This window comes from Cyclobacterium plantarum (assembly GCF_011290685.1).
Taxonomy (GTDB): Bacteria; Bacteroidota; Bacteroidia; order Cytophagales; family Cyclobacteriaceae; genus Cyclobacterium; species Cyclobacterium plantarum.
On sequence record NZ_JAANYN010000009.1, the window covers coordinates 111,073 to 126,913 of the forward strand.

The window sequence follows — 15,841 nt, forward strand, 5'->3', positions numbered from 1 at the left end:
AATTTATAAAACTTCTTCTTTTAACTTTTTCTCCGGCTTTTTAGGGGCATCTTGTGGTGCTTGCTTTCTTTCAAAGGTTTTTCTGATTTTATCCCAAATTCCCTGATAAAAATCAGGCTCAAAAAGCCGGGCATCCTTCCGGGCTTGCCTTAAGAAAAACAAACCAAATGGAATCAATGCCAAATTGGAGAAAAAAGTACCAAAAAAGGTGTCTGACATGCCTTCTTTTGCCCACTTCTCACCTGTGATGGTCAACATGTAATACATGATAAAAAATATGATGGACAATAAAACCGGCATCCCCAATCCTCCCTTTTTGATAATCGCACCCAATGGAGCCCCTATCATAAACATGACAAAACATGCCAGGGACTGGGTGTATTTCTGGTACCAGGCTACTTTAAAGACCCGGTAATTGCGTTGTATTTCGTCTATTCGGGACTTGTTGGTGGTGAAATTATTCTTGATATTCCTGGCAGCAGTCAGTCCCACCGTGGCCTGAGAAGTCCTGTACCTGGGTGTATCCCTGATAGAGTCAAGCATTTGCTGCTGCTCGGCAGAAAGGGTGACCGGCTCTGGCTCATCTTTTTTTATGGCAGCGTTTCTATTTATCCTGCCCATATCCGGCCGGGTAGTGCGTTCATTGATACTGTCTCTATTTTCCATTTCAGCCAGATCAATCCGCTCTTCCTCCACAGCGCTCAGGTTATTGGGGAGCGTATCCCTGATAGATTCCACTGAAGCCCTGTTTTCAGGCAGGGACACACTATCGGCTTTAGCCAGTAAAGCAGTATCCTTTTCCAGGGGTAATGCATCATTTTGACCAGCACTGTCCAACCCAGCCGTACGGTTTGTTGTATCTCTGTTTGCCGCCACATTTTCACTAACCGGGATTCCATTTTCGGGGTTTTCGAATTCGTCTTTGTACTTCAAATTCTTTAGCGAATCCGATTCATTTTTTTTATCCACAATTTCTTTTGGAGGAGTCAATTTTCTGGTTCTGCCAAAATAATTGTAAGAAGCTTCGGTATTGGCATAATTAAAAAAATACCAGTGGTTTAGCTCCCGGTCCATGGAATCCAGGTCTACCCTGATCTCACTTATATTTTTGATGGATTTACTGTTGGACCAGAGGTTTTCGGGTGTCCTTTTTAAATCAAAGGCATCCAGGCTGAACACCATTTCATTTTTATCAAATCTGGTTCTGCTAAAAGTCCCCGGCTTATCCCTGACTCCTCTTTGTCCTGTTTGCTCCTGGTAGCTGTTTCCATTGAAAAGGGTAAGCATCATGTACCTGTCATTGAAAAAAGGCTCCATTCTACCCGAATCTGCCGTAATCACATGGAGGTTTCCCTGTCCCTGGGTATGGTCATAGATGAGCACCTCCTCCAGCCTTACCTCATCGAGTTTCCTGTTTACCTTGATGCTGTAATTCGGAATACCATTGTAAAACACGCCCTCCTTGATATCAAGGGCAGGTGATTTCATACGTATATCATAAAGCAAACTAAAAGTCTTTAAGTTTACTCTTGGAACCAAATAGTTATTAGACAAATAGGCAAAGACCGATAAAAAGACAACAAAAATACCTATAGGAAGCATGGCCCTGAGCAGTGAAATGCCACTGCTTTTTATGGCTGTCAATTCAAAATGCTCCCCCAGATTACCGAAGGTCATCAAGGAAGAAAGCAATACGGCCAGGGGAAGTGCCATGGGAGAAATACTGATCACAAAATACCCGATCAGCTCCATGTAAACCATAAACGGAAGATCTTTGCCAAATATTTCATCAAAATATTTGAGCATATTTACCGTCAGGAGGATGAAATCCACTACGATGAAGGTAAGTAAAAAGGGCCCCAGAAAAGAACCCAGTATTAATTTATCTAATTTTTTCATGAAACGCCTTTATCCCCTCAATTAAAAGACGAAACAAAATTGAACATATTATGTTGAAAATGGTAATTCTGATTCGTTTATCCTCCGATTATTTCCTTTAAGCTACCTATTAAACCCTCCCAAATGGAGGCCTGCTCCTGCTCATCGTAGGCATCGCCATACTCGATGACACGCAGATAAAAGGTTTGTGTCAATTCGTTTTCCTCCAGTTTAAATTCAATAAATGGTTTGTCCGATTCTTCCTCCTCTTCTTCATAGGGGTCGGAAAATTCAAATTTCACATGGTGATTGGTGCGCATGATAACCGGACGGGCAAAGTGGTTTTCCCCATCATAGATGAAGTTATAAATTTTGTCTTCATTAATGACCACATCATCTGCAAACCACTGTGACAAACCACTGGCCGTACTTAGATACGGATAAATAATCTTTTTGGAGGTATTTATCTGGTAATCCGCAACAAATTTAATTTTCTCCATGGCCTTAGTATTTCTGGTTATAAAAAGTTTTTTTTTGGTTCTCCAATATTTGCAATTCAAGGATTATCCTCACATATTTGCATTCCCATTTGGCGAGGTAGCTCAGATGGTTAGAGCGCAGGATTCATAACCCTGAGGTCAGGGGTTCAATTCCCCTCCTCGCTACAATTAATTTCAGGTCTCCCACAGGAGACCTTTTTTTTGACCAAAGCTGCTGGCATTGTTTCCAATTGCTCAACGTCAAAGCATCATACGTCAAAGTCCTATTTGCTTGTCAACTTTCTGTTCAGCGAATAAGCATGTCAAGCATAAACCGCATTTCTTTAAAACAATCTCATTGAACCCTAAATATGCATTAGGAATTCAATTGCAGACTGATCCCGAGTTCGGGACAAAATCAGACACTTCGTTGCAGTTTTCAAATTCACCATAGCCTTGCTGTGACTCAATCTCCAAACTGCCTGATTTTCTTTTAATTTCAGCCTTCATCAGGAAACCAAACAGATCATCCGGATTAAAAAGACTAAAGGAAAAGTAATATAAGGAAAATTTCAAAAAAGTAAAGCCTAATCACAAAATGGGGAAATAAAAAAACCCTCCGAAGAGGGCCTTTTATTGGGAAAAACGGTAATCCTTATTTTACTTTTTCAACTATAGCTTTGAATGCATCAGGATGATTCATGGCCAGATCTGCCAACACTTTCCTGTTCAAATCAATACTGGATTTCTTTAACATTCCCATAAACTGGGAATAACTGATGCCATATTGCCTGACACCTGCATTTATCCGCTGTATCCACAAAGCCCTGAATTCTCTTTTCTTGACCTTTCTGTCCCTGTAGGCATACTGAAGGCCTTTCTCATATTTGTTCTTGGCTACTGTCCATACATTCTTACCCCTTCCGAAGTATCCCTTTGTAGCTTTTAATACTTTCTTCCTTCTGGCTCTTGAAGCCACGGCATTTACTGATCTTGGCATTTTTTTTTAGTTTTTGACCTTTGGTGCTTTGTTCTTTAAAGACTTATCAAACCAAAAATCTGGTGAATTTTTAACCTTTTTAATTTGATTTTGATCAAATTCTTAGCATTGCTCTTACTCTTCCCTCATCCGTCTCATGAACTTCCCCCATTTTGGTAAGATTTCTCTTCCTCTTGGTAGATTTTTTGGTCAGGATGTGACTTTTAAAAGCATGCTTTCTTCTGATTTTTCCAGTGGCAGAAAGTTTAAACCTTTTCTTGGCACTTGATTTTGTTTTTACTTTTGGCATTACCGTATATGATTAGTTAAATTATTTCTTACCAGCTTTTGGGGACACAAAGATATTCATTCTTTTGCCCTCCATTTTGGGAAGTTGCTCTACCTGCCCATAATCCTCAAGGGCCTGGGCAAATCTCAACAGCAACATTTCTCCCCGTTCTTTAAACACGATGGTACGTCCTACAAAATGAACATATGCCTTTACTTTTGCCCCGTCTTTGAGAAAACCTATGGCATGGTTTAATTTGAAATTAAAATCATGGTCATCAGTATTGGGACCAAAACGTATTTCTTTGACTACCGTTTTGGCTGCATTTGATTTGATTTCTTTTTGCTTTTTCTTCTGTTCGTACTTGAACTTGGCATAATCAATCACCTTACAGACAGGTGGTGCAGCAGAAGGAGAAATTTCCACGAGATCAAGTCCGTTTTCTTCGGCAAGAGCAATGGCTTTATCTGTCGCCATGACGGCATTGCCCCCCTCTACAAAATCCCCCACAACCCTGACCTCTCTGGCCCTGATTTTTGAATTTACCTTATATGGTTCCTCTTGTCTCGGAGTATACGTTCTTTTTCCTCTCAAAATAGTTATGGTTGTTGTTTAAAGTTTCAATCTGCAAATATCTAATAATTTTTTAAATATTAAAAACCAACAAATTATTATACTGTTATTTATTCAATGATTCCCTGATGATTCCCTGAAAGTAAGCCACAAAATCCTCCAGCTTGAAGCTTCCCATATCCCCTTCACCGTGCTTTCGTAAGGAAAGCTCATTTTCTTCCTGCTCCTTTTCACCTACGATAACCATGAATGGAATCTTTTTCACTTCTGCATCTCTGATTTTCCGGCCAATTTTCTCATCCCTGTTGTCAATTTCCCCGGAAATACCATTATCTCCTAGCAAAGATTTGACCTTGGCCGCATAGGTAGCAAATTTTTCGGAAATCGGCAAGATCACCAATTGCTCCGGCGCAAGCCAAAGTGGGAAATTCCCTGCGCAATGCTCAATAAGCACTGCCACAAAACGCTCCAGTGAGCCAAAAGGTGCCCGGTGGATCATCACTGGTCGGTGTTTCTGGTTGTCAGAACCGGTATATTCCAGCTCAAAGCGCTCAGGCAACTGGTAATCTACCTGAATGGTACCCAATTGCCAGCTTCTTCCCAGGGCATCCTTGACCATGAAATCTAGCTTTGGCCCGTAAAAAGCCGCCTCCCCAAGTTCAGTGACCGTCTGCAGCCCTTTTTCGGAAGCGGCTTCAATAATGGCTGCTTCCGCTTTGTTCCAGGCCTCCCCCTCTCCAATGTACTTCTCCATGTTTTCAGGATCCCGGAGTGAAATCTGCGCTGTGTAATCATTAAAGCCCAGGGCTTTGAATACATACAAGACCAGATCGATGACTTTGATAAATTCCTCTTTTACCTGATCCTGACGGCAAAAGATGTGTGCATCATCCTGGGTAAAGCCCCTCACTCTGGTCAAGCCATGCAGTTCACCGCTTTGTTCGTACCGGTACACGGTGCCAAATTCGGCATACCTTACCGGCAGGTCTTTGTAGGACCTGGGCTTGCTTTTATAAATCTCACAATGGTGGGGGCAATTCATGGGTTTCAGCAAAAACTCCTCCCCTTCATGGGGTGTGGTGATGGGCTGAAAGGAGTCCTTGCCATATTTTTCATAATGGCCCGAAGTCTCATACAGGGCTTTGTGACCTATGTGTGGGGTAATCACCTGCTGGTAACCGGAATGATCCTGCTCCTTTTTCAGGAAATTGACCAGTCGCTCACGAAGCAGTGTGCCCTTGGGAAGCCATAAGGGCAAACCCATACCCACCTTTTCCGAAAAGGTAAACAAGTCCAACTCCTTGCCCAACTTACGGTGATCCCGTTTTTTGGCCTCTTCCAGCATCTCCAGGTATTCCTTCAATTCTTTGGCTTTGGGAAAGGTAATGCCGTAAATCCGGGTAAGCATTTTGTTTTTTTCATCGCCACGCCAGTATGCCCCTGCGATATTGAGCAATTTCACGGCTTTCACAAATCCCGTATTCGGGATGTGTGGCCCACGGCAAAGATCGGTAAATTCACCCTGCTTGTAAAAGGTAATGGAGCCATCTTCCAGCCTGTCCAAAAGGTCAAGCTTGTATTCGTCTCCTTTGTTTTGGTAATAACTGACCGCTTCATCCTTCGAAATTTCCCTGCGGATGTATTCATTTTTTTGCCGGGCCAATTCCACCATTTTGGCTTCAATTTTTTCCAACTCTGCCCCTTCAAGGGTCATGTCTCCAAAATCCACATCGTAGTAAAACCCCTGAGCTATCGGAGGCCCGATACCAAATTTAATTCCGGGATAAAGGGCTTCCAGTGCCTCAGCCAAAAGGTGGGCAGAAGAATGCCAAAAAGTGGATTTTCCTTCCTTATCGTTCCAGGTAAGCAGGGAAATGCTCACATCTTTATTTATCGGCCGTGTAGCATCCCATACCTCACCATCTACCTTTGCTGCCAGAACATTCCGGGCCAGGCCCTCGCTAATACTCCTGGCGATATCCAGGCCGGTAACTCCCTTTTCAAATATCCTGACAGATTGGTCGGGAAAGGTTACATTGATTTCATTTTCGGATTTTGACATGCTTTCGCTTTCTGTTTAACCTACACCTTTACAAACAGGTGATTTTAACGGACTGCAAATATGCACATTCGGGAGGGGAAAAAAAAGAGGAAGCCGGGCTTATCACTGGGATTGGGATAATGGGGGCTGGATTGGCTGGGATTTAGCTAGTCTTGGCAGATACCTTAAGAAACAAACTGCTATTCGATGCCGAAGCCTGAAGGGCTTCAACCACAATAACCCTAGGCGCAACCCGGGGTTTTGAATCAGACCAAAAAATTTGTGTAAATCTGTGGCTATCTTTGGTGAATTTATCCCTAAATTAAACCGCTCTGCGGAATTTGTAATTCCGTGGTACAGATGAAGGGGATTTGTAATCCCCGGACGTATTTGAAAAAATAATAATCCTCCGCCCTCCTTTGCGGTGAAGGGATTTTGTGTGCAATGGCTTTGGTGTCTCCGTAATCAGGATTGCAAATCCTGTTTATCTGGATTCGACATTGCAAATGTCGAACAGCAGGGCAAACACCTTAAAACACCCTATAAGCCAGCTCCTAACGCCCTCTGAGTCCCTTCTATCTAATCATAATGAAACCTGCATTTTGCAATCAAAATCTCATCTGCTTTTACCTGATAAATCAGTCGATGTTCACCATTAATCCTCCTGGACCAAAAACCGGAATATTTGTATTTCAGTGGCTCGGGTTTACCGATTCCATCAAATGGGTGCCTTGCAATATCCTTTATCAGGGAATTAATTCGCTTCAGCATTTTTTTATCCGTCTGCTGCCAATACAAGTAGTCTTCCCAGGATTCATCCACGAACACTAACCTCATTCCTCTATCAGGCCTTTTTCAAATGAGGAACCTGAATTAAGTTTGGAGATAGCCGCATCAAGCCTCTTTTCGTTGGCCTTTGAGGATAATTCATGCTGAGTTGCCGTAAGCGAATTGTACTCTTCCAAGGAAATGATCACTACCCCGGTATCCTTGCCGCGGTTAATAATCAAGGTTTCAAAATTACCTGTAACACTGTCCAGATATTTTTTAATATTTTTCCTGAAGTCGGATAAAGTGGTTGTCAGCATGCTTTTAATTATTTTTGTACACAAACATGTACAAATATACCAAATTCAGGATACCAGGAAAATGTTTCTCAGACAAATGAGCCAACATTCAGATAAAAAATGTGCCCTTCCGACATTACTGGGCTATATGAAATTGGTTTGATGACTAACCTTACTCATTCCCATCCAATTTGCAAGGGAATCCAACATGCAAATACCGGCCTTCGATCTGATAAAGATAATTTGCTTATGCCCCGGCTTTTACTCGGGTGTATTTATTCCAGAAACAACATTAGTGGGAGTGGTAGGAATAACCACCCGGAAAATTTCGGAAACGAAGCAAGATGCAAGCCGGATTAAAACAAGCCCAATTGCTCCTTATCCTCATCATCATCCTCGTCTTTCTTCTTCAGATCAAAATTGACAGTGGAGCCAACAGAAAGGTTTTCATCGGCTTTGCCCTGCTTTCTTTTTTCTGATTCCACCAACTGCACGGCTTTTACCGCATGGTTGCTCAGCCGGTTACCAACGGACCTCCAACCCTTTACATCAATGAGCATGTCCATATCGTAAACATTTTCCTCAACCTCTTTTCCCTTCTGCAATTTCACCTTTACCTGTGGTTGCTTCTCGGTGGTGACCACTATTAGCCGCGAATTTCTGTGGTCAGAAATAAAATTAAACTTCTTGTTTAAGGTTGATGTCTCTATCTGAAATCTTTTGATAAAGTGCTGCTTGCTGGCCCCATCAAAATAGATAACAGAAACAACCCTTTCCGGATCGAATTTTTGAATCAGCAGCAGGTTTTCCTGATCAAAGCGATTGGTCAATTCAAAATTAGTCAGTTCATAATGACCGTCTTTGAAAAAAGCGATGATTTTGTCATCCCCCAGGAAATTTCCCACCAATTCACCCCGCTCGTCGGTATTGAGTCTGCCCACAGAGGGGTCATAATAGATGTTCAATCCCCCCAAAGTGGAAACTCCTTCCATTTTGAGCTGAATTTTCCGAACAGGATGTTTGGTCAAAATATTTCCCTGAGCTCCTCTTCCCTTGATTTCTATGTCTTTGAAATCAAAATCGAAAACCTTGATCCTGGCTTTGCTCCCTGCTGTCAGGTAAACCGTTATGATTTCGGCTTCTCCATTGGAATTGGCCGTAAAATACAAAATTTTAGACCCTTTGGTCCCTTTGGTAAGCGGATATTCCCGGTCTCTGGTCACGCTCAGCACCTGAAACCTTTTGATCATCGCCCTCCCGGTGGCACCATCCAGATACACCAGATTGTAGACCATGCGCTCGTCCCCTTTCCGGTACACTGCCACATGAATGATATCCTTGCCCACAAATACCTTGTCCTGAATCCGGGACACCTGGCAAACACCATCCTTGCGGAAGACAATGATATCATCCAGATCCGAGCAATCGCAGACAAACTCATCCTTTTTTAGACCGTATCCGATAAAACCATCTGCCCGGTTCACGTACAATTTTGCATTGTTTGCCGCTACCACATTGGCTGCAATGGTGTCAAAAGTGCGAATCTCGGTTTTTCTCTCCTTGCCTTTGCCATATTTTCCTAGCAGGTTTTTATAGTATTGAATGGCATAATCGGTGAGGTTTTCCAGGTGATGGTTTACTTCTTCCAGCTCTTCCTGAAGCTTCCGCATCAGTTCGTCTGCCTTAAAAGTGTCAAATTTGGAAATACGCTTGATTTTGATTTCAGTGAGCCGAATGATGTCGTCCCGGGTAATTTCTCTGTAAAATTCGGGTTTAAAGGGTTCCAGTCCTTTATCGATGGTTTCGATAACTGCTTCCCAGGTTTCGCATTCTTCGATGTCCCGGTAGATCCTATTTTCTATAAAAATCTTTTCGAGAGAAGAAAAAAGCAACTTCTCCATCAATTCCCCTTTACGGATTTCCAGCTCCCGGTTCAGCAGGGTTTTGGTCTGATGGGTATTGTATTCCAAAATTTCATTTACCGTCAGGAAAACGGGTTTTTCCTCGATGATCACGCAGGCGTTGGGCGAAATGCTCACCTCGCAATCGGTGAACGCGTACAGCGCATCAATGGTCATGTTGGGAGATTGTCCGGAAGCCAATTGTACCTGGATTTCCACCTCCTTGGCCGTATTGTCCACTACTTTTTTGATCTTGATCTTGCCTTTATCATTGGCTTTGATTATAGATTCGATCAGGGAGTTGGTGGTGGTACCGTAGGGAATATCTTTGATCAGCAAGGTCTTGCTGTCCTCTTCTTCAATTTTGGCACGGACCTTTACCCTTCCTCCACGCAGACCTTCATTGTATTCGGAAAAATCGGCCAGTCCACCAGTGTTGAAATCAGGAAGCAGGTTGGTTTTTTTGCCTTTGAGAATTTGTATGGATCCTTCGATCAGTTCACAGAAATTATGTGGGAGGATTTTGGTGCTCAAGCCCACGGCTATACCCTCCACTCCCTGCGCCAGCAGCAAGGGGAATTTTACCGGCAGGGTTACGGGTTCCTTTTTTCTTCCGTCGTAGGACAACTGCCATTCCGTAGTTTGCGGATTGAAAACCACCTCCAGGGCAAACTTGGATAGCCTGGCTTCAATGTACCGGGCCGCAGCAGCACCATCACCGGTACGTACATCTCCCCAGTTACCCTGTGTTTCGATCAATAGGTCCTTTTGCCCCAGGTTCACAATGGCATCGCCTATAGAAGCATCTCCATGAGGATGGTATTGCATAGACTGTCCAATAATGTTGGCCACCTTGTTAAATCGTCCATCATCCATTTCCTTCATGGCGTGTAGGATGCGGCGCTGCACGGGTTTAAGCCCGTCTTCTATGGCCGGAACCGCCCGCTCCAGGATCACATAGGAGGCATAATCCAAAAACCAGTCCTTGTACATCCCTGTGACGGGGATAGAATCGTGCAAACTTTCGTCCCCGTTTTCGGGGTTTATGTCGTTATCACTCATATTTTATTCAAATAACTCCAATCCATAATTCATTCAGCCGTAAAATATCACGTCAAAGATATACCACGGATTACTTTCTGCATAACTGGATTATCAAAGATCTTATACATCTAGAAAAACCATAGGTCCTTACCTTTTCATAAAAAATGAAATAAAGGAGGTTGTTTCACAAAAAGTGAAATACCCTAACTTAAATGCCCACCAGTCATCAGACTGCCTCGGTCTCCTCCTCTTCCGTTGTCTTTACCGCCGGATCATCAAAAACGATGTCTTTTTCTATTTTCAGGTTATCGATGATGAAAGTTTGCCGGTTAGGGGTATTTTTGCCCATATAAAATCCCAGCAGGTCTGCAATTTTGGTCTCCTTATTTAGAATAATCGGCTCAAGACGGATATCTTCTCCAATAAACCCGCCAAACTCTCCGGGCGATATCTCTCCCAAACCCTTAAACCGGGTTATTTCAGCCGTTTTACCCAATTTATGGATGGCCCGCTGCCGTTCTTCATCGGTGTAACAGTAAATGGTTTCCTTTTTATTCCTGACCCTGAACAGGGGCGTATCCAGAATATACAGGTGCCCATTCTTGACCAGATCAGGAAAAAATTGCAGGAAATAGGTCATGATCAGCAGGCGGATGTGCATGCCGTCCACATCGGCATCAGTGGCAATCACGATTTTACGGTAACGCAGGCCCTCAATACCGTCTTCTATATTTAAAGCATGCTGCAGGAGATTAAACTCCTCATTTTCATACACCACCTTTTTGGTCATTGAATAACAGTTCAAGGGTTTACCTCTCAAAGAAAAGACGGCCTGGGTCTGTACATTCCGGGACTTGGTAATGGATCCAGAAGCTGAATCACCCTCTGTGATAAACAGCATGGTACCGTCCTTTAACTCTGCATCCGCCTTATTGTCATCATAATGCACCCTGCAATCCCGAAGCTTTTTGTTGTGCAGGTTGGCTTTTTTAGCCCTTTCATTGGCCAGTTTCTTGATTCCGGAGATTTCTTTTCTTTCCCTTTCAGATTGCAATATCCTTTTTAGCAGGGCATTGGCCGTGTCCGGGTGCTTGTGCAGGTAATTGTCCAACTCCACTTTTACAAAGTCATTGACAAAGGTCCGCAGGGTGGGTCCATCCGGCCCAACGCTGTGAGAACCCAGTTTGGTTTTGGTCTGGGATTCAAACACCGGTTCCTGCACCCTTACGGCAATGGCGGCCACTACGCTCTGCCGGATGTCAGAGGCATCATAATCTTTTTTGAAAAACTCGCGGACCGACTTCACAATGGATTCCCTGAATGAAGACAGGTGTGTACCCCCCTGGGTGGTGAATTGCCCGTTAACAAAGGAGTAATATTCTTCTCCATATTGATTGGAGTGAGTAAGTGCGATTTCTATATCTGTGCCCTTTAAATGGATGATGGGGTACCTGCGGCTATCCTCATCTACTTTTCTGTCGAGCAAGTCCAGCAAGCCATTTTGGGAGTAAAATTTGACCCCATTGAAATTGATGGTCAACCCTGAGTTCAGAAAAGCATAATTCCAGATCTGATTTTCAAGGTACTCCGGGATAAAATGGTAATTTTTGAATACTGTGGAGTCCGGAGAAAAAACAATCTTTGTACCGTTTCTTTCTGAACTCTTTTCTACCTTTCTGTCTTCGACCAACTCTCCTTTTTGAAACAAAGCCACTTTGCTCTCCCCTTCCCGGAAGGACTGTACCATAAAGTTTTCCGAAAGTGCATTGACAGCTTTGGTACCGACTCCATTGAGGCCTACTGATTTTTGAAATGCCCCGGAATCGTATTTCCCTCCGGTATTTATTTTGGATACACAATCGATGACCTTGCCCAGGGGAATACCCCTTCCATAATCCCTGATTTCGACCTTGTGCTCGCTGATTTTTACTTCAATGGTCTTTCCGTGACCCATCATGTGTTCGTCAATACTGTTGTCCAGTATTTCCTTTACCAGCACATAAATACCGTCATCCTGAGCACTGCCGTCACCCAGTTTCCCAATGTACATACCTGGCCTGAGCCGGATATGTTCCTTCCAATCAAGGGATTTGATGCTGTCTTCTGTGTATTGTACGTTAGCTGCCATATTTTTCAACTTAAAATATTACCCGTTCTCACTTGTTTCATTTTGCCTGCCAAAAGGTAAAAGAGCACCAACACCCAAACCAGCATCAGTACCGGAGCCAGGTAAAAAAAGAAACTGAATTCTGAACTACTGATTTCATTTTGATTACTAAGGCTGTGGATATAAAAAACAAGCACAGCCGTTGCAATATTGAGTATGCCAATAAATGAATAGATCCAGGAGAGCATTTTATCCCTGTAGGGATCTCCTACCGGAAACAGCTTTTTTAATGAAACATTGATTTTCATTTCTATTAATTTGGCTGGTATGATCAAGAGCAGATTATAAACCAAAAACAAAGCCACCGTACCATAAAAGAAACTATCCTTGCTCACCTGCTTGAGTGGCATCCCTGCTTCGTTCACAACATAAGTAGCAAATTCAGGCAAAGCCGCATACACATATAACAATAAAAACAAAAATAAACCTATGGACAGAAAATAAAACACTTTGGCAAAACGGGTATACATGATTTCTCTTTTAATCCGCTAATATAAAAATTAATCCAGTACCAAAAGGGGAAATTTCGAGAGGCTTTTCAATGGACCAGGGGTACCCGGGAGTAATCACCTGAATTCCAGTATCCGATCTGCTTCATGACCAATGCCATGGATGATTAATTTATTTGGGTGTACTGTCACCACTGCCCCTAGTACCGGAGAAGTGGCTTCCACCATACCCTCAAAAGTCAGGTGGTGCACCCCATGTTCATCTTGCACATAATTCCCCTCATGGTGGTGTCCTGAAAACCAGGCAAGCAAAGCGGGGGATTTGCCTATGGTATCCAATACTTCCCGGCTGTTGAGCAGGTGAAGGCCATTTTCAGGCAATAGGGGATAATGGCAAAAGACCAACACTTTTTTACCTGCGCTTTCTGCATCCTTTACCTGACTGCTTAACCATTGCATCTGGGCTTTTCCGATCGCCCCGTTCCAGGGCTTGGCATTATTGGCGCCTGCAACCTCCAATCCGGCCATCATTGCCTCCGCTTTTTTATAATTTTCACTGCCTTTAGGGTGACCTTCCAGACTGATATCCATGCCATTCAAAACCAAAAAAACCATCCTTCCATGTTCAAAGGCATAGTAACCCTTTTCATTGCCCAGTCTTTTTCCCACTTCCTGCTTGAGGCTGTCAGCCACGGAAAAGTCATGATTTCCCCAAACATGGTGAAAAGGTGCCCGGCTGTTCTCCAGTAGGGCCAGGGGCTTGTCGAAACTTGCAAAGTCCCTGTCTATCAGATCGCCCAGACTGACAGAAAAGTCGAGATTATAGGCATTCAGAAATGGAATGGTTTGTTCAAGAATGTTCAGGGTTCCCCGGTAATTGCGCTTGCCGGCGGTTGCCACATCTGCATATTGCACATCGGCTATCACGCCAAAGGCGAAGCTTTCTTTTGCCTGTTTCTGATCCAATAGTGTCTGCATTTTATAGGCGTACCTTTCTCCCAGCAAAATCTGACTGGGACTGTCAAAATGAGTACTGTCAAAGGTAGTCGTTCCATGGCTGCTTACCACTGCAGTATAGGGCAGCCTATCAGGTAAATTAAGGATCATTTGATTGAAAGGTTTCCTATTTGCTTTGTCCTCAGAGACCTGCCCCGCCACAAAAGGAAGGTCTGCCAGGCCCAGGGTATCCCGCAAAGCGACGATCAACTGACTGAGCTGGTCCAAATACTGGTCCGCCCTGTTAACATTGGACTCCCCTTGGTGCCATATTACCCCTTTGATCGTGCCATTCTTTGCTGCAAGCCTGGATTTGGCTACTATTTCGTTAAAAAAATGAGTTCCCGGCAACCATTCTTCAATGGCACTCCCCCCTTTGGCATTCACCACCATACCAATTTTCTTTTCTGGATTCAACGCACTGATTTTTTGCACAAAGCCATAGGCAGGACTAAGCCTTTGCATGCTGCTGTCCTTTCTTATACTGGAATAAATATTCATGGGATTGGCCGCAGGCACCCAATCGGTTCCGGTAAATAGATAAACACCGGTTAAAGGAGCTGCCAAGTCCTCCTTCACTTCTGCCCTGCCTGCCATATTGGATTGCCCTATGCCCAGGTAAATGTCCAGAGAATCTTGTGCTGACAATTGGCCACAAAGAAAAAGAAATAAGGGTAAAAGAAATGATCTTTTTAAAAGAGGGCTCATCATATGTGGTATTTGTGCCTGTTAACATGAATACCCAAGAATAAATAAAAAGTACTGAAATTCCCCCAAATTAATCACCTTTTTCCAACAGCCCAGCCAATTTTTCTTCTATCAGGGGAACCGAAGTATATAAAGCGGCATAATCCTCGATAATAAAATACCTGTCCTGGAATTTATTTTTCCAGTATGGGGTATTCAATACCATCTCCACTTCATAGGGAAAGTGTTGGGGTTCATCAGACAAACAAAATTTAGTCTCCCCGGCTGAACTAAGAATACCTGCCCCATAAACCCTGAGTTGCCCTTTCTCCCGAATCAAACCAAATTCTATGGTGTACCAATAAATCCTGGAAAGCAGGTCAATGGCCAGGGGGTTATCTATGTGTTTGAGCGCAATTGCTGCCAGGTCTTTTAAAAAACGGGTGTAATCCGGGTCTGTAAGTAGAGGCAGGTGGGCAAAGGCATCATGAAACATGTCCGGTTCCTCCAGGTAATCCAGGTTTTCTTTTTTGCGCAGCCAGGTAGAGGCCGGAAAACGTTTGTGGTACAACAGACTAAAAAACAGGTCATCATCGATCAAACCCGGTACAACCTGAATGGCCCATCCGGTTACCCCTGCCAAGCTTTTGTTTACCTCCTCAAAATTGGCTATGCTGTCTGCTGAAAACCCAATGGTTTCCAGCCCCTTCATGAATTTCTCAGAGGCGGCTCCTGCGAGGATTTTATATTGACGCTCGTAAAGAATTCTCCAAACCTGAAAATCTTCAGGGGTATAGCTGTCATATTCTTGATCAAGCTTTTTTAGCCTGGGGTCTAAAAAAACATCTTCCGGTTTTCTTTCAATCATTATGCTTTCATTCAATGGTTAGGAATACCCACACTTTCCCCTTCTTCATTCAAATCCTGCAGCTGGCAAATACCGGGTAACCTTCTTTTAAGAGAACGAAAAAATATACTTCCTGTTTAGTACTCTTTACAGATTCATGTTTTTACCAGGTAAATTTTAAATTTATAACGATAGAAACTATAAATTATTTTTTTATCTCGATCATGTTATAAAATTGGGCAAAAAATCGTGCCAAAAATAGCTGAAGGTCCATCCCTTCGCAGACGGGAAATACCCAGCTTTCCTAACTACAGCTAAATCAGCCGGAGACAGCTTTCCAACTCATGTCCATCAGGAAAGGGTATTTTTCCCTTAAAAAAGGTTTTCCCGGATAAAGTAAGCTCGCAAACACCACCATCAAGAAAAGAAAGGGACTCCAACCTG

The 15,841-nt window shown here is 43.3% G+C and carries 13 protein-coding genes and 1 tRNA gene; 1 reads left to right on the forward strand and 13 read right to left on the reverse strand.

What is annotated here, in order from left to right:
* Positions 1-3: 3 nt before the first annotated feature.
* Together G9Q97_RS19145 and G9Q97_RS19150 are read right to left on the reverse strand one after the other, a co-directional pair.
* A complete protein-coding gene (locus tag G9Q97_RS19145) occupies positions 4-1,899 on the reverse strand; it encodes an LptF/LptG family permease (RefSeq protein WP_166149804.1) in 1,896 nt (631 codons plus the stop codon).
* Between the two features lie 77 nt (positions 1,900-1,976).
* Positions 1,977-2,378, reverse strand: a complete 402-nt coding sequence (locus tag G9Q97_RS19150; RefSeq protein WP_166149806.1) for an START-like domain-containing protein — start codon at positions 2,376-2,378, stop codon at positions 1,977-1,979.
* A gap of 91 nt (positions 2,379-2,469) precedes the next feature.
* On the opposite strand from G9Q97_RS19150, the gene G9Q97_RS19155 reads away from it, so the two are divergent.
* A tRNA-Met gene (locus G9Q97_RS19155) sits at positions 2,470-2,543 on the forward strand.
* A 469-nt stretch (positions 2,544-3,012) separates the two neighbouring features.
* Here the strand turns inward: G9Q97_RS19155 and rplT are convergent.
* From rplT to G9Q97_RS19210, 11 genes are all read right to left on the reverse strand, one after another.
* Positions 3,013-3,357 carry a 50S ribosomal protein L20 gene (rplT, locus tag G9Q97_RS19160; RefSeq protein WP_166149808.1) on the reverse strand — a complete coding sequence of 115 codons (345 nt, stop codon included), beginning with the start codon at positions 3,355-3,357 and terminating at the stop codon, positions 3,013-3,015.
* Between the two features lie 94 nt (positions 3,358-3,451).
* Entirely contained in the window at positions 3,452-3,646 is a 195-nt protein-coding gene (rpmI, locus tag G9Q97_RS19165) for a 50S ribosomal protein L35 (RefSeq protein ID WP_073096640.1), read from the reverse strand.
* 21 nt (positions 3,647-3,667) lie between these two features.
* Positions 3,668-4,219, reverse strand: a complete 552-nt coding sequence (gene infC / locus G9Q97_RS19170; RefSeq protein WP_166149810.1) for a translation initiation factor IF-3 — start codon at positions 4,217-4,219, stop codon at positions 3,668-3,670.
* Positions 4,220-4,304: 85 nt separating this feature from the next.
* Positions 4,305-6,260, reverse strand: a complete 1,956-nt coding sequence (gene thrS / locus G9Q97_RS19175; RefSeq protein ID WP_166149812.1) for a threonine--tRNA ligase — start codon at positions 6,258-6,260, stop codon at positions 4,305-4,307.
* Between the two features lie 558 nt (positions 6,261-6,818).
* The gene (locus tag G9Q97_RS19180) at positions 6,819-7,076 is read right to left on the reverse strand and encodes a Txe/YoeB family addiction module toxin (RefSeq protein WP_166149814.1); all 258 of its coding nucleotides are present in this window, start codon (positions 7,074-7,076) and stop codon (positions 6,819-6,821) included.
* Positions 7,073-7,327, reverse strand: a complete 255-nt coding sequence (locus G9Q97_RS19185) for a type II toxin-antitoxin system Phd/YefM family antitoxin (RefSeq protein ID WP_166149816.1) — start codon at positions 7,325-7,327, stop codon at positions 7,073-7,075. The genes G9Q97_RS19180 and G9Q97_RS19185 overlap by 4 nt, the downstream gene beginning before the upstream one ends.
* A gap of 335 nt (positions 7,328-7,662) precedes the next feature.
* A complete protein-coding gene (locus tag G9Q97_RS19190) occupies positions 7,663-10,269 on the reverse strand; it encodes a DNA gyrase/topoisomerase IV subunit A (RefSeq protein ID WP_166149818.1) in 2,607 nt (868 codons plus the stop codon).
* A gap of 208 nt (positions 10,270-10,477) precedes the next feature.
* The gene (locus tag G9Q97_RS19195; protein ID WP_166149820.1) at positions 10,478-12,379 is read right to left on the reverse strand and encodes a DNA topoisomerase IV subunit B; all 1,902 of its coding nucleotides are present in this window, start codon (positions 12,377-12,379) and stop codon (positions 10,478-10,480) included.
* A 5-nt stretch (positions 12,380-12,384) separates the two neighbouring features.
* A complete protein-coding gene (locus G9Q97_RS19200; protein WP_166149822.1) occupies positions 12,385-12,888 on the reverse strand; it encodes a DNA topoisomerase IV in 504 nt (167 codons plus the stop codon).
* Between the two features lie 96 nt (positions 12,889-12,984).
* Positions 12,985-14,574, reverse strand: coding sequence for a sialate O-acetylesterase (locus G9Q97_RS19205; RefSeq protein ID WP_166149824.1), 1,590 nt, complete (start codon positions 14,572-14,574; stop codon positions 12,985-12,987).
* A 67-nt stretch (positions 14,575-14,641) separates the two neighbouring features.
* The gene (locus tag G9Q97_RS19210; RefSeq protein WP_166149825.1) at positions 14,642-15,418 is read right to left on the reverse strand and encodes a phenylalanine-4-hydroxylase; all 777 of its coding nucleotides are present in this window, start codon (positions 15,416-15,418) and stop codon (positions 14,642-14,644) included.
* Positions 15,419-15,841 lie beyond the last annotated feature (423 nt).